The sequence below is a fragment of the Pelagimonas sp. KU-00592-HH genome (assembly GCF_040369695.1).
Taxonomy (GTDB): domain Bacteria; phylum Pseudomonadota; class Alphaproteobacteria; order Rhodobacterales; family Rhodobacteraceae; genus Shimia.
Window position 1 is genome coordinate 96282 of the sequence record NZ_BAABWM010000002.1, and the last position, 19985, is coordinate 116266.

Sequence of the window (19985 nt, forward strand, 5' to 3'; positions counted from 1 at the left end):
AGACATATTCGACCTGGTCTCAGCCAGGACAGCATTTCTGTCCCTATTCCGTGCAGAGACCGCGCCACTCGGCAAGGGCGGCGGAACGGTTCAACTTGAAATACGGTCTTGAGAAAGGGTGTCGTTCCGAATTGAAGAGGGCGTAGACTGTGGCGTGAACAGAGGCGAATTTCTGTAAACTTCCCATGCGCGTGAAACGCAACATGGCCCGCAGCCTTCGTCGAAAAGACAAATGAGAGTTTACAGCCCAGTTGGTCAGCCACCGACCAGTTTGCTGTTTGCGGGCATTGCCAATTTCTTTCATGGCTGCCGCATATGACCTCAACTGCTCCGTCACGACCTTGTCCGGTCGCCCTTGCTTGCGCGTTGCTTTCTTTTGGAATTTTAGCACAGCCTTCGTTTCCCGCATCTTCGTGACCTAGCCTTCCAGCACCGCACCTTCATGATCAACAACCCGCCAGAGGGAGTGCCGAACCCCGTTGAGCCTCCCAAAAAACCTCGTCCAGCTGCCAACGCCATCGGCTAAATTTCATACCGGCTATTCGTCGTTTCGTAGTCTCGGATGCGAACGTAGGACCGAACCGATGCCACCAATATCGAACGACTTCGTGGCTCACGCCGATGCCACGTTTATGAAGCGAAACATCCACATTGCATAGCGAAAGGGGAAACCGGACGTACACCATCACCGCCAGGCGGATGATTTCCGGGCTGGTTTTAAAGTAGCGAAAAGGTGAGCGTATTGACATGGCGAGACGCCAAGTCAGCCCCCTGCCCGTCTCAGGTTGGATTCTTCTGACATTGCCCTGCAACGTGGCCTCTTGCCTTTGAATCTATCGCCCAAGCGCAAAACTCTACAGGGCATCAGAAATTTGACGACGATGCGATCTCGATAAATGCACTTACCAACCGAAGCCGTGACCGATCCTTGGGCGCCACTACTGCGGTTTCATGCTCTCCTGACAACTCCACGACCGGCACCTCGACCAAACCCCGGGAAATGAGCCCACTATTGCTCAGGAAAATGGCGATACCGGCCCCCTGAAGAACAGCTTCGCACATGAGGGGAAAAGTGGTCATCTTGATGGTGCGTTGGAAATTGATGCCATGTTTTGCCTGCGCCTCTCTAACGACGCGCTCTGTGAGAGAACCATTCTCCGGCAAGATAAGAGTTTCCTGCGCCAAATCTCGCAGTGACAGCCTGCCCCGATTGGCGAGCGGACTAGATGGCAAGAGGTAGGCCACATAGTGAACCCTTTGGACGGGAACTCGTTCCCACTCATCCGATTTGGGGGGATCGGTGATGAGGCCAACATCAGCTCGTCGCTCCCGCAGGAGCCGCGTTGCGGTTGTCCAATCATACAAAGCGAATTCGATTTCAACATCGGGGTAGGTTTGGCGAAACTGGCTGATGGCGCGCAGAGCAGGAAGAGGGGCATTGGCGATGATCCTGATATGCCCACGCTCCATCGCCTCGAACCCTTCGAGCCGTTCAGCGATCGCCGAATCCAAGGTCACCATGCGATCGGCGAGATCGTAGAGTTCCCGGCCTGTCCGCGTTAGCGCGACCCCTTCGCGACCACGAAGCAGCAGCGGCGAACCGACTTGTTTCTCAAGCTTGGCCACATGCTGTGTCACGGCTGATTGCGTAACCCCCAGTCGGGCTGCGGCGGCCGAGAAACTGCCTTCGCGCACGACATAAGCAAAGGCCACGAAGCGATGATGATTGGCGCGCATGGTGGTTCCTCTTTCGCGGGAAACCATAGGGCTCATTAGTCTCACTAATATGACGTCACAAAACTATAGGCTCAGTTGCCTACATCGGCCCTGTCAGATGGAGGAATCAGATGGCCGGGCTGAAGATCGAGAACATCACCAAACGGTTTGGCGAGACCGACGTGCTCAAGGGGGTGTCGCTGGACATCGCCGATGGCGAGTTCGTTTCGCTCGTGGGGCCGTCGGGCTGCGGCAAATCTACGCTTCTTCGGATCATCGCCGGACTTGAAGAACAGAGCGATGGCACGATCGATATCGGTGGCCAGTCTGTTGCAGGACTCCGCGCTGCCGATCGCAACCTGTCGATGGTGTTTCAATCCTATGCGCTTTACCCGCACCTGAGCGTGGCAGAGAATATCGCTGTGCCGCTCAAGATGCGTCGAATGAGCAACCTGCAACGCCTGCCTCTGGTGGGCCGCTTCATGCTCGGAACTCGCGGCCTGGCCGAAGAGATCGCCCAAGAGATCGCCCATGCCGCCGAGATGCTGGAAATCACCCATCTTCTTGATCGCAAACCCGGACAGCTTTCGGGTGGTCAGCGTCAACGGGTTGCTCTTGGACGGGCTCTTGTGCGCAACCCGGCGGCCTTTCTGCTGGATGAGCCGCTTTCAAACCTTGATGCTAAGCTGCGGGTCCAGACCCGCGCCGAGATCGTCCAGCTACACCGCCGTCTGAATGCGACCTTCATCTATGTCACCCACGACCAGGTCGAGGCCATGACCATGTCCGACCGGATCGCCGTCATGATGGGTGGGCGTATCCTGCAATGTGCCCGCCCGGACGTGATCTATGAAGATCCGGACACGATCGAAGTAGCCGAGTTTATTGGCTCCCCCAAAATTAATGTTCTTCCGGTGTCTTTGACAGGACACGGGCAATTTGCCTTCTTCGACCGCGATCTTGACTTGATGGCTACGGACAGGATCGACGGGGCGGTTTCATTGGGTCTGCGCCCCGAAGCGCTGCATCTTGCCACTGAGGATGCCGTGTTTCATGGCACCGTGGCACATACGGAAAATCTTGGGGCCGAACTCTTTGTTCAAATCGACATCCCCGGCCTTGAAAGCCGCATTGTCATGCGTGCCGAAGCGGCCCGGCGCGGTGACCTGACCATTGGTACGCCGGTTGGTCTCGGGTTTGACGCTGCAAACGCTCTTGTCTTTGACGGCAAAGGCCAGCGGGTGCGCCGGATCAAACCGCTTTCCAAGACCGCCGCGCAGGAGGTTGCCTGATATGGCCGTGACAGACAGCTCTCTTGCCCGGTCAGCCAAAACCGCGACCAGTGCCGAAACACAGGAACGCCGCGCGGCCTGGTCATTGGCCGCCCCTGCGCTGATCCTGATGGTCGTGATCCTTCTGGTGCCCGTACTGATCGCGGCCTTCCTGTCCTTTACCAATTATTCGCTGGGCAATAGCGGCTTTGATTGGGTTGGCGCGCGGAACTACGAAAAGCTATTCACCCGATCGACCTATGAGAAAATGTTCGTGGCCACTTTTACCTATGTGGTGACGGTGGTGCCAATCTCGGTCGGGCTGGGCCTTGGCGCTGCCCTGCTGATCAACTCGTTGGGCCGATTTCGCGAAATCTACAAGACAATCTATTTCCTACCGGTGATGGCGACGCTTCTAGCGATGGCCATCGCCTGGGAGTTCATGCTGCATCCCTCCATCGGCATGATCAACAGAACGCTGGAACTGGGCTGTGGTACGCCGTTGGAATGGCTCTGGCCCTTCATGGCGACGGGTTGTGCCGATGGGTTCCCGGTCTGGCTGGGCGACAAGCGTTATGCGATCTGGGTGATCTGTTTCATCGGGATCTGGCAGGGGTTCGGTTTCAACATGGTGCTGTACCTTGCCGGACTGACGGGCGTGCATCGCGAACTTTACCACGCGGCCGAAATGGACGGCGCCAAATCGGCTTGGGAACGCTTCCGGCTTGTCACATGGCCTGCGCTTGGCCCGACCACCGTCTTTGTCGTCACCATCTCGTGTATCCGCGCCTTTCAGGTTTTCGACACGATTGAGGCCTTCTGGCCACAAGGCGGCGGGCCGAACAAATCAACCTACGTGATGATGTTCGCGATCTTTGAAAAGGGCGTGCAACAGAACCTGATCGGGATCGGCTCGGCCATCACCGTGCTGTTCCTCATCTTCGTCATGTTCCTCACCCTGATCCAGCGCTGGCTGGTGGAACGAAAGGTACACTACGGATGACCCGCGACTGGTGGAAACATCTGATCCTGATCCTTGGTGTAATTGTTGTCATTGCACCTTTCTACATGATGGTCAGTTATTCGTTCAAAAGTCCGGGCGAGATCGACCGTGGCGAGGGCGGATTTTTCGGGCGGCAAGAGATGATGGTGGACGAGCGCTGCGTCAAGCTGCGTGATCCCAACCGCGATGACGTCGCCGCTGCGGCCCACCGTTTTCCCAGTGCTACCGATGCCGAGGTTCGCGATGCGCTGGTGGCCGAAGCCAAGGCTGATTGTGCCATGCACCCGGCGGTCTTCAACTATTCCAAGGCGTTCACCGAGGCACCGCTTTTACGCTATCTGCTGAACGGGGTGATCGTCACCGCTTCGATCTTCCTGATCCAGGTGGTGGTGGCACTGCCTGCGGCCTACGCGCTGGCCAAGCTTAAGTTCTGGGGGCGTGAAGCGGTGTTCGGACTTGTGTTGTTTTGCCTGCTGATCCCGGTCCACGCCATTGCCCTGCCGCTCTACATCATGCTGGCCAAGCTGGGGCTGACCAATACCTATGCCGCACTGGTGGTGCCTTGGACAATCTCGGTCTTTGGCATCTTCCTGATGCGCCAGTTTTTTATGACCGTGCCCGATGATCTGATCGACGCGGCGCGCATGGACGGAATGGGAGAGTTTTCCATCGTCTGGCGCGTGATGCTGCCCACAGCGATTCCGGCGCTGTTGGCCTTTGCGATCTTCTCGGTTGTGGCCCATTGGAACGACTACTTTTGGCCCCGCATTGTTGTCACCGGAAACCGCGATCTTTTCACCCCACCATTGGGTCTGCGCGAATTCAAGGGCGATGGTGATGGCAGTTTTTTCGGCCCGATGATGGCCACCGCCACCGTGATCGTCACCCCGCTCATCGTAGCCTTTTTGATGGCTCAGAAACGCTTCATCGAGGGGATCACCCTGAGCGGCATGAAATGAAACGGGGGCGCCCCGCAAGGCACCCCCACCACCGAATTCCCGACAAGGGATAAACCCCGGAGCCCCGTCTGCAAACAAATGGCTCCAAGACCCGGCAAGAGAGGATACTTTCCATGAAACTGACTGCCACTGCAATGGGCCTGGCCCTGAGCGCCACCGCCGTTTTCGCGGAAGACACCGTCACCATCGAATTTGCTTACCCCTATTCGCATCTGTTCGACGTGACCTATGAAGCGATGATGCCCGCCTTTAAGGAAGCACATCCCAACATCGAAGTGAAATTCCGCGCCACTTACGAATCCTATGAAGACGGCACCAACACCGTTCTGCGTGAAGCCGTCTCCGGCAATCTGCCTGACGTCACCATGCAGGGCCTGAACCGTCAGCAAATTCTGGTCGACAAGGGTATCGCCAAGTCGCTGGAGCCCTTCATCGCAAAGGAAGCCGATTTCGCCAAGGACGGATATCACGACGTTATGCTGTCGCTGTCGACCTTTGGCGGCAACGTCCACGGCCTGCCGTTCTCGGTCTCGCTGCCGGTTGGCTATTACAACATGGACATCCTGAAAGAAGCCGGTGTCGAAACGCTGCCCCAGACCTGGGACGATGTGATCGGCATGTGCGAAACCATGAAGGCGAACGGCATCGACAATCCGATCTTCTGGGGTTGGAACATCACCGGCAACTGGTTCATGCAGGCGCTGATGTGGTCGCAGGACAAAGCGATCGTCGAAGCCGGCCGTGTGACGCTCGACAGCCCCGAAGCCCTGGCTGCCATGGAGCAGATGCAGGAAATTTTCACCAAGTGTGAAATGAAGAACCTCGAATGGAAAGCCGCTTTGTCGTCCTTCTCGGCAGGCGAAATCGGCATGATGTTCTGGTCGACGTCGGCTCTCGGCGCAGTTGAGCGGTCGCAAGGCGAATTCGAACTGGTCACCGGCCCGTTCCCGGGCATGGGTGAAACCCCCAAAGGGCTGCCCGCCGGTGGCAACGCCGCGCTGCTGACCTCGACTTCGGACGACCCGCGCGTGCAAGAAGCGGCTTGGACCTGGTTGAAGTACATCACTTCGGGTGAGGGTGCGGCCGAGGTTGCCAAGACCACTGGCTACATGCCGCCGAACAAGGCCGCGAACGAGGTGATCCTGGCCGATTTCTACCAGCAGAACCCGAACAAGCAGACCGCTGTGGATCAGCTGCCTTTGCTGCGTGATTGGCTGGCCTATCCGGGCGACAATGGTCTGGCAATTACCCAGGTGATTTACGACGGTATCGAGCGCATCGTCACTGGCGACGCAACCGATATGAAAGAGCTTCAGCAGGAAATGGTCGAAGAAGTCGCCGACCTGCTGCCCAACGGCTAAACCGCCCTTTCCGGTCGCCCGCCTGTTCGGGCGGCCGGATTTTCACTTTTAGGACGCGCCATGAAGATCATCCATATTTCCGATATTCACCTCACCATTCCCGGCGAAGAGATGGGTGGGCTTGACCCGCATGCCCGCTTTGCCCGTGCCCTTGCAGACGTGGCCGACAACCACGAAGACGCTGACCGTATCATCATCACCGGGGACCTTGCCCATTGGGGTGAGAAAGAGGCATACGAGGCTCTAAAAATCGAGCTGGCGGATTTGTCCATCCCGGTGCGACTGATGATCGGCAACCACGATGATCGCGAGAATTTCCGCAAGGTGTTCAACGATCATCCGGTGGATGCGAACGGCTTTGTTAACCACGCCGAAACGGTGGATGGTACGCGGATGATCTATCTTGACAGTGTTGGCCACAAAACCCACGCAGGCCACTTCTGTACCGCCCGCCGTGAGTGGTTGGAAGCGGAGTTGGCCAAGGCTGATCGCGCCCGCATTTTTCTACATCACAACCCGATGCCCGTCGGTCTGCCCGCGGAGGACAAGATTGGCCTCACCCCCGAGGACCGCGCGCCGTTCAAAGATTTGCTCAAAACCTATGGCGATTGCATTGAGTATATCCATTTCGGCCATGTCCACGCCCCGATCCATGGACGGTTCGCGGGTATTCCCTTTGCCAGTGTTCCCTCTACGGGAAATCAGTCTCTACCGGATATGAGAGAGAGTGAACTACTCAAGGGGGCCCCGATGGATCCGGCCTATTTCGTGCTGCTGATCGATGGTGATGACACCACGATCCACCAGATTCCCTTTGCATGGGACGGGCCCGTCATGACCTCTGGCACCGGCTGGGATGACTGGGCCAAACCCGGCGCAGCGGCGGCAGAATGAAGTTTATCCATTTGACCGACACCAATGTGACCGGCGGCGGCCGCATGTTTTTTGGGCAAACCCCGCCCGCCGGCTGGCGCATGCGGTGGATAGTAAAAACGCTGTACATGGCGACGCAGCTTTCTTGTCGCGTGTCTTCGTAACATAGCTTTCGAGCACCTCCCCTTCGTGGTCAACCGCCCGCCAGAGGCAATGCCTTTCACCGTTGATCTTCACAAACATCTCATCGAGGTGCCACCGCCAGCGGCTGGATTTCATACCGCGAATTCACCGCTTCTCAATCTCAGATGCGAACATCGGACCAAATCGATGCCACCAATATCGAAGGACTTCGTGGCTAACATCGACGCCGCGCTCGTGCAGAAGGTCTTCCACATTTCGGAGTGAAAGTGGGAAGCGAACGTAGAGCATCACGGCCAGCCGAATGATTTCTGGGCTGGTATTGAAGTAGCGAAATGGAGAACGTTTTGACATGGCAGGACGCTATGTCAACGCCCTACCCACTTCAACATAAGTTCCTTTGACAGCGCCCAAAGCGGACTTTGATGACCGTTGCGGCGAAAGGCCGGTCGAGCCTAGAGTGACTGATGCTGCAGCTCGTGCGAGCGTCTGCTTTGCCTTGTTGACGGGCCAGATTTATTTCTGCTGACCGTTATTTCTGCATGCCAAACGTTACTTGGCGGACGTTACGTCTGAGATCGCTACGATCAGCTTCGTGATGTCATCCGCCCCCAATCGAGCAACGTTCACGCGCCCGCCTTTCACGACATGAATGCCATGATCTCGCGTCAGGGCTGTCTCTTGTGCATCGGTCAAAGGCAACAGTGAGAACATGCCGGATTGCTTCCCTATATAGGCAAGCTGATTGGTGCCAAGAAGTGTGCGTTCATTTTTGACAATCTGTTGGCGCACCCCGGCGACGCGCGCGCGCATCTGACCAAGTTCGTTGAACCAGAGCGCTTTGAGGGTATCGTCCTGCAAGATCGTGCGCACTACTGATGGGCCGTGATCCGGAGCATGGGACGCGCCGGAGCGGACGATCGCGGACACCGCACGATGCATACGCTCCCGGTCACCTGCGCGCGTCTTCACAAACAACGCCCCCGCCCGGTCGCGGTAAATCCCGAAGGATTTGGACAATGTGATGCAGACAATGCACTCCGGAAACCGCGCTGCGATTTTGCGGGCCATGGCGCAATCAGCGTCCCAACTTTGAGCAAATCCGAGATAGGCAAGGTCGATCCATGGGACGATCCCGCGCGCCTCTAGCAGATCGAGCAACGCGTCGAACTGCTCTGCGCTCATGTCCGCGCCGGTTGGGTTGTGGCAGACGCCCTGCATGAGAAAGACATCGCCCGATTGGACGGCTTTCAGCCCGTCCAACATTTGGTCAAAGGTGATCTGAGCCTTAAGTCGGTCGTAATACGGCACCTGAGCAAAATGCGCGTGGGCCGCCGTGAGGATCGGAATGTAATTCCCATAGGTCGGTGTTTGTAACCAGACGGTGGGCGGTTTTGGCATCTGCGCCAAGAGATCCGCCATGACTCTCAAGGCGACGGCTCCGCCAGAGGTCTGTGCTGAAACCCAGCCGTCATCAAAAGCATCACCCATGATCTCACGCCCCAGCACGCGGCAATATTCAGCGTCCCCTGTCAGGGCGAGGTAGGATTTACTGGTCTGGGTCTCGACCAGCTTTTGTTCGGCCAGCTTTACGGATTCGAGGACAGGCGTTTGGCCGTGTTCGTCCTGATAGATACCTACGGTTAGGTTGAGTTTCTCCTTACGGGGGTCAGCCGCGAAATAGTCGGCCCCGATCATGATGGGATCGACGGGATAGTCCTCAACCTGTTCAAACATCCTGCGTCAGCCCTTCTCCAAGATACCCGTTGTGACCAGCGTCTCGAAGTACTCAACCTTCAAGTCAAAGGATTTCAGAAGCTTCTGGGTGCTCGGCTTGACCACGGCATCGTCAAACGCACCCTTCTCAAAATGTCCCGCCGAGGCAAGGTCTGACCATAGGCTGGTCACAACCAGTTCGTAGTCAGTTCCGTTCACTTTGACGGCCAAAGACGCGCCAAGATGACCGGGCAATTCAGCCATTTCCTGGAATGTCGTTCGCTCCAAATGGTCCGCGTATTGTTGAAGTACCTCTTGAGAGCCCGCTACGGCCCTCCACCATCGAATAATCATTGTTTTGTCTTCCCCAGTTCTACGGCCCGGTCGCGGCAGGCAGTCAGTGCTTTTGCGATCACATCACCAAAGCCGTTTTCCTGCATCGTAACAATGGCTGCGTGCGTCGTCCCGTTTGGCGATGTGACACGGGCGCGGAGCTCTTGTGGTTCATCACCCTTGGTGGCCATGGTAGCCGCGCCAAGCGCGGTTTGTAGTGTCAGCGCCTTGGCATCCTCCAGGGTTAGCCCAAGGGCCGTGCCCGCTCGGATCATTTCTTCGATCATCAGGAAATAGTATGCAGGGCCGCTGCCCGACACGGCCGTAACAGCATCCAGCAGATCTTCGCGCTCGACGGTGATGCAAATTCCGAAGGCTTCGATGATCGCTTTGGCCGTTGCGCATTGTGCATCGGTCGCGAGTTCGTTTACGAAAAGTCCCGTCGCCCCCAGACCAAGCAGGGCTGGCGTGTTGGGCATAGTGCGCGCAATGGCCACCGGTCCAAAGAGGCCTTCCAGCGATGCAATCGTTACCCCGGCGGCAATGCTGAGGATCAGCTTGCCAGACAGGTCTGCATCCATCTGTTTGGCCACAGCTGCAATGACCTGAGGTTTGACGGCCAACACGATGATGTCAGCGGCAGCGGCTTTGGTCACATCGTCAGTCGTGCGGACGCCGTGCTCACTGGCCAACCGGTCCCGCTGATCCGCGTTCGGATCGACAACCGTGATCCGGGAAGGCTCCCACCCACTGGCGATCATGCCGCCAATGATGGCCAACGACATGTTGCCACCGCCGATGAATGCAATCTTATCCATAGCTCAGAAGCTCGTGATGACGGTTGCGCCGACGGACTGGAACTTGTCCATGTTCATCAGCGCCTCGGGGGCGGCGTCGATGCCGATCTTGTCGCCGACCAGTCGCGCCGGGTTCAGCTTGCCGCTCTCGACCATGTCCAGCATCGCCCCATAGCGATGGGCTTGCATCCCATGCGAGCCGAGCAATTCGATCTCTTGACCGACGATCTTGGGCATTGGCACGGCAGGGGCAGCGTGATCACCCAACATCAGACCCACCTGGATATGCTTGCCCCGTGGCCGCAGGCAGAGGATCGAGTTGGTCATTGTGGCGGGATGGCCAAGCGCGTCCAGCGAGACATGCGCACCGCCCTTGGTGATCTCCTTAATCGCCTCGACCACGTCGCCCTTGCCGTCGATGGCCGCGACCGCACCAAGCTCCTTGGCCAGCGATAGTTTGGCGGGGTCCAGATCAACGCCGATCACATTCGCCCCCGCCGCACTTGCAATCATCACGGCCGAGAGACCGACGCCGCCGCAACCATGCACAGCAACCCACTGGCCAGCGCTGACTTTACCTTGGTCGATCACGGCCCGAAACGATGTGGCAAACCGGCAGCCCAGGCTCGCAGCAGTGGCGAAATCCATTGTTTCCGGCAACGCCACCACGTTCAGGTCAGCCTGGTGGATCGGCACATATTCTGCGAAGCTGCCCCAATGGGTGAAGCCTGGTTGTTCCTGATGCAGGCACACCTGTTGATGCCCGGCATGACATTCGCTGCACGATCCGCAGCCGCAGATGAACGGCACGGTGACACGGTCGCCCACCTTCCAGTTCTTCACGTCCTTGCCGACCGCCTCGACCACACCAGCCAGTTCGTGTCCGGGGATGTGAGGAAGCTCGATATCGCTATCGTGCCCCATCCAACCGTGCCAGTCGCTGCGACAGACACCCGTGGCTTCCACCTTGAGGACGACCCCATGCGCTTCGGGCACAGGATCCGCCACGTTCACGACCTTGGGGGCTTCTTGGAACTTCTCGAACAGGACAGCTTTCATGGCAGGGTCTTTCCGTTATATCGAATGGTTGAGTGGAAGCTATCATGTAGCGGAGAAATTAGCTTGCTATTCTACCCCTCATTGTGATTATTTTGAGCAGAAAGCCCTCGCCATGAGGGGTTATTGAGGAAACTCTTCCCTTGTTCAGCATCGACCCGGTCAACGCACAGATTCTCGAACTGCTTCAAAGCGACGGGCGCATGACCAATGCCAAACTGGCTGAGCACCTGAACATGAGCGAAACACCCTGCTGGCGACGGCTCAAGAAACTGGAAGAGACGGGCATCATCGAGGGCTATCAGGCTCACCTAAATCGCAGAAAGCTCGGGCTCGGCGTCATGGCCTTCGTTCAGCTGAGCTGCTCAGAGCACGATCAGGCCGCAACCGCCGAGTTCCAGCGTATTATCGAGTTCACGCCCAATATCCTCGCCTGCCATAATACCACGGGCGAGGACGACTTCCTGCTCGTCGTGGTAGCGCGTGATCTCGACGACTACAGCGCTTTTGTCGACAGTACTTTGCGGCGTTTGCCAGGCGTAACTAGCATACGCTCAAACCTTTCTCTTAAAGAAATGAAGGCATCGAGCAAGCTGCCTGTTCGTGGTTCAGAGCGATGATCGGTGCTGCCAGACGCATTCGAACCAGTCTCTGATTGGACAGTATCGCTGCCCCTTATTCCACGCATAGACCGCGCCACTCGACTAGAGCTGCGGCGCGGTTCAGCTTGAAATTTTATCCGGAGTAGAGGCTGCGCTCCGAATTGGACAGGTTGTAGATTGAGACGTGAACGGCAGCGAGTTTCTGCAAACTTCGCATTCGTCGGAAACGGAGCATGGCCCGCTCTCGCCGTCGGAATGTCAGATGGGAGTTCTCGGCGCGATTGTTAAACCAACGACCACAATCCTGTTTTTCTGCATTGCCGATGACCATCATTGCAGCACCATATGATCGCAATCGATCGGTCACTATGTCATCTGGCTGGCCGTATTTGCGCATTGCTATTCTTAAGAATTTCAACGCAGCTTTCTTGTCGCGCGTCTTCGTGACATAGCTTTCGAGCACCTCCCCTTCGTGGTCAACCGCTCGCCAGAGGTAATGCCGTTCACCGTAAACCTTCACGAACATCTCATCCAGCTGCCAACGCCAGCGGCTGGATTTCATACCGGCCACCTGCCGTAACTTCGTGACAATCTCCTCGGGCTTTGGTCGCTTGTTGACCGAGTGTTTCCTCAGTTTTCCTAAACATAGCCGAGGACCACTTCGGTGGGGGAGGATCAGGAGCAAGACGCCCATTTGCGCTGGTGGCCGTCATCCCCACTCAAAACTCACCGCGCACCCCCACAGAAAATTCGCGAAACGTCCAGTCCTAACCTATCGGGCAAACAGAGGAGACAAGGTGGCGGAGGAGGTGGGATTCGAACCCACGGTGGGCGTTAACCCACGTCGGTTTTCAAGACCGGTGCATTCAACCACTCTGCCACTCCTCCGACACGCCTTGCCTAATTCGAGAGAAATGATTCTGAAAGGCCAATCTGTCGGGGAAATTTCGCCGATGCCCGAACGCAGCCTTTTCTTGATGCGGCCATGTCGCTAGACTGCGCGCAAGCCCGCGAGGGCAGCAAACAACGTCGGCAAGCGGCGGAACCGCGCGAAAGCACGCGCACAGGCAAAGGGCACGGCACGATGAGCACAGGCACTTCCCGCAACACCACTGCCCGCACGGGCCGCATTCTTCTGGCACTGGGCCTAACAGGCGCGCTGGCCGCCTGTGAAGAAGGCCAGGATTTTTCCTCGATCTTCAAGCCGAAACCGGGCGCCGAAGCAGAAGAGACTGACACCCGCACCACCAAGCTGGTCGAACGCGATGTCGAGGCGCCCGAGGTCTTCTCGGTCACCGAGGCCGGCCTCTGGGATGGCCGCCCGAGCCTTGGCGGCGTCTGGGCCGCCCACCCCGATGTGGCCGATCCCGAGCGCGTGATCATCCGCAACCAGTCGAACGGCAAGTTCGTGATCGGTGCCCTGTTCCGCCGCGAACGTGAAATCCCCGGGCCCCGCGTCCAGATCTCTGCCGATGCTGCCGCCGCCCTTGGTATGCTCGCCGGTCAGCCGGTTGAGCTGAACGTGACCGCCCTGCGCCGCGAGGAAGTGCCGGAAGTGGCCCCCGCTCCGGTGGCCACCACCGAGACCGCCGCAGTCGAGGAAGAGGCGCTTGATCCGATCGCCGCCGCCAGCGCCGCGATTGCCGGGGCCGAAGCTGCCACCAAGCCGCCCGCGCAGGAGGTCAAGGCCGAAACCGCGCCTGCACCGCAATCCACCACCCTGTCCAAACCCTATGTGCAGATCGGCATCTTCAGCGTTGAAAGCAACGCAAAGAACGCCGCCCAGCAGATGCGCAACGCGGGCATGGTGCCGCTGATCCGCAAACTGACCAGCAAGAACAAGACCTTCTGGCGCGTCATCGTCGGTCCGGCCTCGAATGCCGCCGAACGCAAGACGCTTTTGAAGAACATCCACGCCACCGGGTTCACCGACGCCTACGCCGTCAGCAACTGACCCGCGCGAAAACGGAGATCGCCGCATGAAACTGGCCCTGCCCCGCCTCCTGAGCGCCGCCGTGGCGCTGGCCCTGACCGTGACCCAGGTCTCGGCCTTCGAAACCCGGGCCAGCGCGGCCTATGTTATGGATCAGGGCACCGGCACCATCCTCTTGGCCAAGAACGCCGACGAGCCCCTGCCGCCCGCCTCCATGTCCAAGCTGATGACGCTCTACATGGCCTTCGAGGCGGTCCGCGATGGTCGCCTGTCGATGGAGGAAAAGCTGCCTGTCTCGCAACACGCGATGAACTATGGCGGCTCGACCATGTTCCTTGACACCACCGACAAGGTGAAGGTCTCCGACCTCATTCGCGGTATCATCGTGCTGTCGGGCAACGATGCCTGCGCCGTGATCGCCGAGGCCCTTTCACCGGATGGCACCGAGGCCGGCTTTGCCCGCCTGATGACCCGCCGCGCCCGCCAGATGGGCATGACCAACTCGACCTTCGCCAACTCCAACGGCTGGCCCGCCCCCGGGCACCGCATGTCGATGCGCGACCTTGCCCTGCTGGCCAACCACCTGATCGAGGACTTCCCCGAGTTCTACCCGATGTTCGCCGAACGCGAGTTCAAGTTCGATGGCCGCGCCCCCGGCAACACCCGCAACCGCAACCCGCTTTTGAGCCTCGACATCGGCGCGGATGGCCTCAAGACCGGCCACACCCAGGAAGCAGGCTATGGCCTCGTCGGCTCTGCCCGCCAGGGAAGCCGCCGCGTGATCTTCGTGATTTCCGGCCTCGACAGCTCCAAGGCCCGCGCCGAAGTGTCGGAACAGATCGTCAACTGGTCCTTCCGCCAGTTCTCGGAAAGCAAGATCGCCCGCGAGGGCGAGCGCATTGCCGATGCCGAGGTCTGGATGGGTCGCGAGAACAAGGTCGCACTGGTCCCGGCCGAGGATATCGATGTGCTCCTGCCGGTTCTGTCGATGGACAAGGTCGACGCCGAAGTGGTCTATCACGGCCCGGTTCAGGCCCCTGTCACCCAAGGCCAGGAACTGGCCGAACTGGTTTTGCGTCCCGATGACCTGCCGGCGATCCGCGTGCCTCTGGTCGCGGCCAAAGACGTTCCCGCCGGCGGCTTTACCGTCCGTCTGCGCACCGCCACCAGCGTGCTGTTTGACAGCCTCGGCATCGGGGCCGGAGACGCGTCGTGACCGACGGCGGACTGTTCATCACCTTCGAAGGCATCGACGGATCGGGAAAATCCACCCAGATCCGGATGCTGGCCGAAACCCTGCGCGGCAAGGGGTATGACGTCGTCCTGACCCGCGAACCGGGCGGCTCTGACGGGGCCGAGGAAATCCGCTCTCTCGTGCTTGAAGGCGACCCCGACCGCTGGTCAGCCGAAACCGAAATCCTGCTGTTCACCGCGGCCCGCCGCGACCACCTCGAGCGCACCATCCTGCCGGCGCTGGCGGCGGGCAAGATCGTGCTCTGCGACCGTTTTGCCGATTCCACCCGCATGTATCAGGGCCTGTCGCGCGGCGACCTGCGCGAGACCGTCGACCACCTGCACCGCCTGATGATCGGCCGCGAACCCGACCTCACCATCCTGATCGACATGGACCCGGCCACCGGCCTTAGCCGCGCCAAGTCCCGCGCCACCACCGAGGAACGCTTTGAAGACTTCGGACAGGCCCTGCAGGAACAGATGCGCAAGGGCTTTCTCGGCCTCGCAAACGAGTTCTCCGACCGCTTCCGCATCATCGACGGAGAACAATCCATCGACGCCGTGGCTTCCGACATCGCCGACACCGTGCTAACGCATCTTTCATGAGCGACGACACACTCCCAGAAGCAGATCGCGTCGAAGGGGCACCGCACCCGCGCGAAACCGAGCGGCTCTTTGGCCAGTCCCAGGCCGAGGCAGGCTTTCTCGAAGCCTATAACGCCGACCGCCTGCACCACGCCTGGCTGATGACCGGCCCGCGCGGCGTTGGCAAGGCCACGCTGGCGTGGCGGATCGCACGCTTTCTTCTGGCCACACCGATCCACGAGGGCGGCGGCCTGTTTGGCGATGCCCCGCCCACCTTTGACACCCTCGACATTTCGCCCGATCACCCTGTCGCCCACCGCCTTCTGGCGCGCTCGGAACCCGGCATGTTCGCCATCACCAGAAGCGTGAACGAAAAGACCGGCAAGCTGCGTGACATGATCACCGTCGATGACATCCGCGGCCTGACCCACTTTCTCACCATGTCCGCCGCCGAGGGTGGACGCCGTGTGGTGATCGTCGATGCCGCCGACGAAATGAACGTGAACGCCGCCAACGCGCTTCTGAAAATGCTCGAAGAGCCCCCGGCCCTCACCACCATGCTGCTGGTCTCTCACCAGCCATCACGTCTTCTGCCCACCATCCGCTCGCGCTGCCGCGAGCTGCGCCTGACCCCGCTTGAGGCCGACGATATGACCGCCGCCCTCGCCCAGGCCGGGGCCGAAGACAACGACGATCCCGCGCTGGCCGCCCTGTCTTCGGGATCGGTCGGAGAGGCCATGCGCCTGACGCGGCTTGGCGGTCTCGAGATGTATCAGGAAATCGTCGGCATCTTCGCCACGATGCCCAACCCCGACCGCCCGCGTGCCCTCAAACTGGCCGAGGCCGCCGCCGCACGCGGGGCCGAGAACCGTTTCGAGCTTTTGCTCACCATGTTCGACACCTTCCTCGCGCGGCTGTCCCGCACCGGTGCAACCGGTGTCCCGCCTCTGCCCGAGGCCGCCAGGGGCGAAGCCGAGGTTCTGCAACGCCTTGCCCCCAATCCGCACAAGGCCCGCCAATGGGCGGAAATCGCGCAAGAGATTTCATCACGTACCCGCCACGGGCAGGCGGTCAACCTTGACCCTGCCGCACTAGTTCTAGATACGGTTTTCAAGATAACAGAAACCGCATTGCGCTAGACCATGACTGACATCCCCCGGATTACCGACAGCCACTGTCACCTCGACTTCCCCGACTTCGAAGGACAGCTCGACGAGATCGTCGCCCGTGCCGCAGACGCCGGCGTGGCCCGCATGGTCACCATCTGCACCCGCCTGCGCAACGAACCCTCCGTGCGCGCCATCGCCGAGACCCACGCCCCCGTCTTCTATGCCGCCGGCACCCACCCGATGAGCGCCGCAGACGAGCCGATGGCCACCGTCGACCAGCTCATTGCCCTCGCCCAGCACCCGAAATTCGTCGGCATCGGCGAAACCGGCCTTGATTACCACTACACCGCCGAAAGCAAGGACGTGCAGAAAGAAAGCCTGCGCATCCACATCACCGCAGCCCGCGAAACCGGCCTGCCGCTGATCATCCACTCGCGCGATGCAGACGAGGACATGGCCGCAATCCTTTCGGAAGAACACGCTAAGGGCGCCTATTCCTGCGTCATGCACTGCTACAGCTCCGGTGCCGCCCTGGCCAAAACCGCTGTCGACCTCGGCTTCTACCTCTCGATGTCCGGCATCGCCACCTTCCCGCGCAGCCAGGACGTCCGCGACATCTTTGCCGCCGCACCGGTTGATCGCATCCTCGTGGAAACCGACGCGCCCTACCTTGCCCCACCCCCACATCGCGGCCGACGCAACGAACCGGCCTATACCGCCCTCACCGCGCAGGTCGGCGCAGATGTCTTCGGCATGTCCTACGCCGATTTCGCCGCCCAGACCGAAGCCAACTTCGACCGCCTCTTCACCAAGGTCGCCTCCTTCGCGGAGGCCGCATGAGCGCCACGCTGACCTTCACGATCCTGGGCTGCGGCTCGTCCGGTGGCGTGCCGCGTCTTGGCGGCCACTGGGGCGATTGCGATCCGACCAACCCCAAGAACCGCCGCCGCCGCTGTTCCCTGCTGATCGAACGCGAAACCGAGGCCGGCAAGACCAGCGTCCTGATCGACACCTCGCCGGACATGCGTTCGCAACTGCTGGATGCAGGCGTCGGCGAACTCGACGCGGTGGTCTATACCCATTCCCATGCCGACCACGTGCACGGCATCGACGATCTGCGCATGATCGTCTTCAACATGCGCAAACGCCTGCCCGTCTGGGCCGACGGTGCCACCCAGGACGCGCTCTATTCCCGCTTCGGCTATGCCTTTGTACAGCCCGAAGGCTCGCCCTATCCGCCGATCCTCGACATGCACACCATCAAGGATGACGTCGAGATTACCGGCGACGGCGGCACCGTCACCCTCACCCCGATCAAGGTGAACCACGGCAGCATCGACGCCCTCGCCTTCCGCGTGAACGACCTTTGCTACATGCCCGACGTGGCCGAGATCTACGACGATGCCTGGCTCCAGCTTCAGGGCCTCGACTGCTGGATTCTCGACACCCTGCGCCGCACGCCACACCCGACCCACGCCCATATGGAGAAATCCCTCGGCTGGATCGAACAGGTGGCCCCCAAAAGCGCAATCCTGACCAACCTGCACATCGACATGGACCACGCCGAGGTCGAGGCCGAAACGCCCGATCATATCCGCGCGGCCTATGACGGGATGCAGATCGTCTACACCGTCTGATCCCATGCAAACGCTGATCACCGTCATCCTTCCGGTGTTCCTGGTGATCGGCTTTGGCTATCTCGCCGCCTGGCGCAACCTGTTCACCCAGGACAACGTCGACGGCCTGATGCGCTTCGCAACCAACTTCGCGGTGCCGGTCCTGCTGTTCCGCGCCATCGCCAAGCTGGACCTTACCGCCGAGTTCGACCTCGCCCTCCTTGGCAGCTTCTACACCGGCGCTTTCTTAAGCTTCTGTGCAGGCCTCTTCGGGGCGCATTACCTGTTCAAACGCGATTGGGAAGATTCCGTCGCCATCGGCTTTATCTGCCTGTTCTCAAACTCGCTGCTGCTGGGCCTGCCGATCACCGAACGCGCCTTTGGCCCTGATGCGCTGGCCGGGAACTATGCCATCGTCGCCCTGCACTCGCCCTTCTGCTACGGCCTTGGCATCACCACGATGGAAATTGTCCGCGCCCGTGGCTCCTCGCCCATTACCATCGTTCCCAAGGTGCTCAAGGCGATGTTCCGCAACGCCCTGATTGTCGGCATCTCGCTGGGCTTCGCCGTCAACCTGAGCGGCCTCACCCTGCCCGAACCGGTCTGGGTCTCGGTCAACCTGATGGCCACAGCCGCCCTCCCCGCCGCGCTCTTCGGCATGGGCGGCGTCCTGTTCCGCTATCGCCCCGAAGGCGACCTGCGCACCATCGCCTATTGCTGCATCGTCAGCCTCGTCCTGCATCCGGCCATCGTCTACACCCTCGGCACCTTCAATGCGCTCGGCGTCGACGGCCTCCGCTCTGCCGTGCTCACCGCATCGATGGCCCCGGGCATCAACGCCTACCTATTTGCCAACCTCTACGGACGCGGGCAACGCACCGCCGCCTCCACCGTCCTCGTCGGCACCGCGATCTCGATCCTCACCATCTGGCTCTGGCTTGGCGCCCTTCCCTAGGATCACTCACCCTTGATTGGACAGGACGGCGCGCACATGTTCCAAGGAACCAAACCTCAAGGAGCGCGCCAATGACCACCCCCATCCGCATCGACATCGTTTCAGACGTGGTCTGCCCCTGGTGCATCGTCGGCTTTCGCCAGCTTGAACAGGCTGTCGCCCAGACCGGCATTGATGCCGTGGTCTACTGGCATCCTTTCGAACTGAACCCAGACATGGTGCCGGAAGGCGAAAACCTGCGCGATCACATCATGCGCAAATACGGCAGCACCGCCGAGCAATCTGCGAAGGCGCGCGAAAACCTGCAAAACATCGGTACCCCCCTCGGCATCAACTTCGCCTTCTCCGACGACGCCCGCATCTACAACACGTTCCAGGCGCACCAACTGCTGCACTGGGCGCAGACCTTCGAAAAATCGCACGAACTGAAACTCGCCCTCTTCAACACCTACTTCGAACAGGGCAAAGACGTCTCCAACTCTGACGTTCTGCTAGACGCTGTCGCCTCTGTCGGTCTCGACCGCGACGAGGCCGCTGAGGTTCTCAAGGATGGCCGTTTTGCCGACATCGTCCGCGAAAAGGAACAGTTCTGGACCTCCCGCGGCGTCTCCGGCGTGCCCACCATGGTTTTCGACCAGCGTCACGCCACCTCCGGCGCCCAAGGGGTCGACACCTTCGCCAACATCCTCACCCAACTTTCCCAGGCCCGCGAAGCGGCAAGTTAAA

General features: G+C 59.9%; 19 protein-coding genes, 1 tRNA gene and 3 pseudogenes. 14 read left to right on the forward strand and 9 right to left on the reverse strand.

Translation table 11 applies throughout. From position 1 onward, the window contains the following. Positions 1 to 43: 43 nt before the first annotated feature. Together ABWV42_RS07590 and ABWV42_RS07595 are read right to left on the reverse strand one after the other, a co-directional pair. A pseudogene (locus ABWV42_RS07590) lies at positions 44 to 749 on the reverse strand (IS6 family transposase). 115 nt (positions 750 to 864) lie between these two features. Next, a complete protein-coding gene (locus ABWV42_RS07595) occupies positions 865 to 1737 on the reverse strand; it encodes a LysR family transcriptional regulator (RefSeq protein ID WP_353339609.1) in 873 nt (290 codons plus the stop codon). Between the two features lie 110 nt (positions 1738 to 1847). On the opposite strand from ABWV42_RS07595, the gene ABWV42_RS07600 reads away from it, so the two are divergent. The 5 genes from ABWV42_RS07600 to ABWV42_RS07620 all read left to right on the forward strand — a co-directional run bounded on the left by ABWV42_RS07600 (position 1848) and on the right by ABWV42_RS07620 (position 7204). Further along, the gene (locus tag ABWV42_RS07600; protein ID WP_353339610.1) at positions 1848 to 3008 is read left to right on the forward strand and encodes an ABC transporter ATP-binding protein; all 1161 of its coding nucleotides are present in this window, start codon (positions 1848 to 1850) and stop codon (positions 3006 to 3008) included. Position 3009: 1 nt separating this feature from the next. Beyond that, positions 3010 to 3990 carry a carbohydrate ABC transporter permease gene (locus ABWV42_RS07605; protein ID WP_353339611.1) on the forward strand — a complete coding sequence of 327 codons (981 nt, stop codon included), beginning with the start codon at positions 3010 to 3012 and terminating at the stop codon, positions 3988 to 3990. Beyond that, the gene (locus tag ABWV42_RS07610; RefSeq protein WP_353339612.1) at positions 3987 to 4949 is read left to right on the forward strand and encodes a carbohydrate ABC transporter permease; all 963 of its coding nucleotides are present in this window, start codon (positions 3987 to 3989) and stop codon (positions 4947 to 4949) included. Before ABWV42_RS07605 ends, ABWV42_RS07610 begins: the two co-directional genes overlap by 4 nt. Positions 4950 to 5062: 113 nt before the next feature. Beyond that, complete coding sequence (locus ABWV42_RS07615; protein WP_353339613.1) at positions 5063 to 6310, forward strand: ABC transporter substrate-binding protein; 1248 nt, start codon at positions 5063 to 5065, stop codon at positions 6308 to 6310. A 60-nt stretch (positions 6311 to 6370) separates the two neighbouring features. Continuing rightward, the gene (locus tag ABWV42_RS07620) at positions 6371 to 7204 is read left to right on the forward strand and encodes a phosphodiesterase (RefSeq protein WP_353339614.1); all 834 of its coding nucleotides are present in this window, start codon (positions 6371 to 6373) and stop codon (positions 7202 to 7204) included. A 114-nt stretch (positions 7205 to 7318) separates the two neighbouring features. Here the strand turns inward: ABWV42_RS07620 and ABWV42_RS07625 are convergent. The 5 genes and pseudogenes from ABWV42_RS07625 to ABWV42_RS07645 all read right to left on the reverse strand — a co-directional run. Further along, a pseudogene (locus tag ABWV42_RS07625) lies at positions 7319 to 7678 on the reverse strand (IS6 family transposase); the annotation flags it as partial. 198 nt (positions 7679 to 7876) lie between these two features. Beyond that, positions 7877 to 9061: an aromatic amino acid transaminase gene (locus ABWV42_RS07630; protein WP_353339615.1), complete on the reverse strand. Its 1185-nt coding sequence runs from the start codon at positions 9059 to 9061 to the stop codon at positions 7877 to 7879. Between the two features lie 6 nt (positions 9062 to 9067). Continuing rightward, the gene (locus tag ABWV42_RS07635) at positions 9068 to 9304 is read right to left on the reverse strand and encodes a hypothetical protein (protein ID WP_353339616.1); all 237 of its coding nucleotides are present in this window, start codon (positions 9302 to 9304) and stop codon (positions 9068 to 9070) included. Between the two features lie 86 nt (positions 9305 to 9390). After that, positions 9391 to 10191 carry a pyrroline-5-carboxylate reductase gene (gene proC, locus ABWV42_RS07640; protein ID WP_353339617.1) on the reverse strand — a complete coding sequence of 267 codons (801 nt, stop codon included), beginning with the start codon at positions 10189 to 10191 and terminating at the stop codon, positions 9391 to 9393. A 3-nt stretch (positions 10192 to 10194) separates the two neighbouring features. Then, entirely contained in the window at positions 10195 to 11229 is a 1035-nt protein-coding gene (locus ABWV42_RS07645; RefSeq protein WP_353339618.1) for a zinc-dependent alcohol dehydrogenase family protein, read from the reverse strand. Between the two features lie 140 nt (positions 11230 to 11369). Here ABWV42_RS07645 and ABWV42_RS07650 point away from each other — a divergent pair, with 140 nt between their 5' ends. Beyond that, the gene (locus ABWV42_RS07650; RefSeq protein ID WP_353339619.1) at positions 11370 to 11846 is read left to right on the forward strand and encodes an Lrp/AsnC family transcriptional regulator; all 477 of its coding nucleotides are present in this window, start codon (positions 11370 to 11372) and stop codon (positions 11844 to 11846) included. Positions 11847 to 11961: 115 nt separating this feature from the next. On the opposite strand, the pseudogene ABWV42_RS07655 reads toward ABWV42_RS07650, so the two are convergent. Together ABWV42_RS07655 and ABWV42_RS07660 are read right to left on the reverse strand one after the other, a co-directional pair. Further along, a pseudogene (locus ABWV42_RS07655) lies at positions 11962 to 12381 on the reverse strand (IS6 family transposase); the annotation flags it as partial. 245 nt (positions 12382 to 12626) lie between these two features. Further along, positions 12627 to 12716, reverse strand: a tRNA-Ser gene (locus ABWV42_RS07660). Between the two features lie 196 nt (positions 12717 to 12912). Here ABWV42_RS07660 and ABWV42_RS07665 point away from each other — a divergent pair. The 8 genes from ABWV42_RS07665 (at position 12913) to ABWV42_RS07700 (ending at position 19984) form a co-directional block, all read left to right on the forward strand. Then, positions 12913 to 13782 carry an SPOR domain-containing protein gene (locus tag ABWV42_RS07665; protein ID WP_353339620.1) on the forward strand — a complete coding sequence of 290 codons (870 nt, stop codon included), beginning with the start codon at positions 12913 to 12915 and terminating at the stop codon, positions 13780 to 13782. A 25-nt stretch (positions 13783 to 13807) separates the two neighbouring features. Continuing rightward, the gene (locus ABWV42_RS07670) at positions 13808 to 14977 is read left to right on the forward strand and encodes a D-alanyl-D-alanine carboxypeptidase family protein (protein ID WP_353339621.1); all 1170 of its coding nucleotides are present in this window, start codon (positions 13808 to 13810) and stop codon (positions 14975 to 14977) included. After that, positions 14974 to 15600 (forward strand): dTMP kinase, encoded by a 627-nt coding sequence (gene tmk / locus ABWV42_RS07675; protein WP_353339622.1) that lies wholly within the window; start codon positions 14974 to 14976, stop codon positions 15598 to 15600. The genes ABWV42_RS07670 and tmk overlap by 4 nt, the downstream gene beginning before the upstream one ends. Next, complete coding sequence (locus tag ABWV42_RS07680; protein ID WP_353339623.1) at positions 15597 to 16718, forward strand: DNA polymerase III subunit delta'; 1122 nt, start codon at positions 15597 to 15599, stop codon at positions 16716 to 16718. Before tmk ends, ABWV42_RS07680 begins: the two co-directional genes overlap by 4 nt. A 3-nt stretch (positions 16719 to 16721) precedes the next feature. Continuing rightward, on the forward strand, positions 16722 to 17528 hold the full coding sequence (locus ABWV42_RS07685; RefSeq protein WP_353339624.1) for a TatD family hydrolase: 807 nt from the start codon (positions 16722 to 16724) through the stop codon (positions 17526 to 17528). After that, on the forward strand, positions 17525 to 18325 hold the full coding sequence (locus ABWV42_RS07690) for an MBL fold metallo-hydrolase (RefSeq protein WP_353339625.1): 801 nt from the start codon (positions 17525 to 17527) through the stop codon (positions 18323 to 18325). The genes ABWV42_RS07685 and ABWV42_RS07690 overlap by 4 nt, the downstream gene beginning before the upstream one ends. A 4-nt stretch (positions 18326 to 18329) precedes the next feature. Next, positions 18330 to 19259, forward strand: coding sequence for an AEC family transporter (locus tag ABWV42_RS07695; RefSeq protein ID WP_353339626.1), 930 nt, complete (start codon positions 18330 to 18332; stop codon positions 19257 to 19259). 71 nt (positions 19260 to 19330) lie between these two features. Further along, entirely contained in the window at positions 19331 to 19984 is a 654-nt protein-coding gene (locus tag ABWV42_RS07700) for a DsbA family oxidoreductase (RefSeq protein ID WP_353339627.1), read from the forward strand. The last annotated feature ends 1 nt before the right edge of the window (position 19985 follow it).

Excerpts from the sequence above, each read along its gene's own strand:
- ABWV42_RS07605 (WP_353339611.1), top strand. The coding sequence starts at position 3,010 with ATGGCCGTGACAGACAGCTCTCTTGCCCGGTCAGCCAAAACCGCGACC.
- ABWV42_RS07645 (WP_353339618.1), bottom strand. The coding sequence starts at position 11,229 with ATGAAAGCTGTCCTGTTCGAGAAGTTCCAAGAAGCCCCCAAGGTCGTG.
- ABWV42_RS07670 (WP_353339621.1), top strand. The coding sequence starts at position 13,808 with ATGAAACTGGCCCTGCCCCGCCTCCTGAGCGCCGCCGTGGCGCTGGCC.
- ABWV42_RS07610 (WP_353339612.1), top strand. The coding sequence starts at position 3,987 with ATGACCCGCGACTGGTGGAAACATCTGATCCTGATCCTTGGTGTAATT.
- ABWV42_RS07665 (WP_353339620.1), top strand. The coding sequence starts at position 12,913 with ATGAGCACAGGCACTTCCCGCAACACCACTGCCCGCACGGGCCGCATT.
- ABWV42_RS07700 (WP_353339627.1), top strand. The coding sequence starts at position 19,331 with ATGACCACCCCCATCCGCATCGACATCGTTTCAGACGTGGTCTGCCCC.
- ABWV42_RS07680 (WP_353339623.1), top strand. The coding sequence starts at position 15,597 with ATGAGCGACGACACACTCCCAGAAGCAGATCGCGTCGAAGGGGCACCG.
- ABWV42_RS07600 (WP_353339610.1), top strand. The coding sequence starts at position 1,848 with ATGGCCGGGCTGAAGATCGAGAACATCACCAAACGGTTTGGCGAGACC.
- proC (WP_353339617.1), bottom strand. The coding sequence starts at position 10,191 with ATGGATAAGATTGCATTCATCGGCGGTGGCAACATGTCGTTGGCCATC.
- ABWV42_RS07695 (WP_353339626.1), top strand. The coding sequence starts at position 18,330 with ATGCAAACGCTGATCACCGTCATCCTTCCGGTGTTCCTGGTGATCGGC.
- ABWV42_RS07635 (WP_353339616.1), bottom strand. The coding sequence starts at position 9,304 with ATGGCTGAATTGCCCGGTCATCTTGGCGCGTCTTTGGCCGTCAAAGTG.
- ABWV42_RS07690 (WP_353339625.1), top strand. The coding sequence starts at position 17,525 with ATGAGCGCCACGCTGACCTTCACGATCCTGGGCTGCGGCTCGTCCGGT.
- ABWV42_RS07630 (WP_353339615.1), bottom strand. The coding sequence starts at position 9,061 with ATGTTTGAACAGGTTGAGGACTATCCCGTCGATCCCATCATGATCGGG.
- ABWV42_RS07615 (WP_353339613.1), top strand. The coding sequence starts at position 5,063 with ATGAAACTGACTGCCACTGCAATGGGCCTGGCCCTGAGCGCCACCGCC.
- ABWV42_RS07620 (WP_353339614.1), top strand. The coding sequence starts at position 6,371 with ATGAAGATCATCCATATTTCCGATATTCACCTCACCATTCCCGGCGAA.
- ABWV42_RS07595 (WP_353339609.1), bottom strand. The coding sequence starts at position 1,737 with ATGCGCGCCAATCATCATCGCTTCGTGGCCTTTGCTTATGTCGTGCGC.
- ABWV42_RS07685 (WP_353339624.1), top strand. The coding sequence starts at position 16,722 with ATGACTGACATCCCCCGGATTACCGACAGCCACTGTCACCTCGACTTC.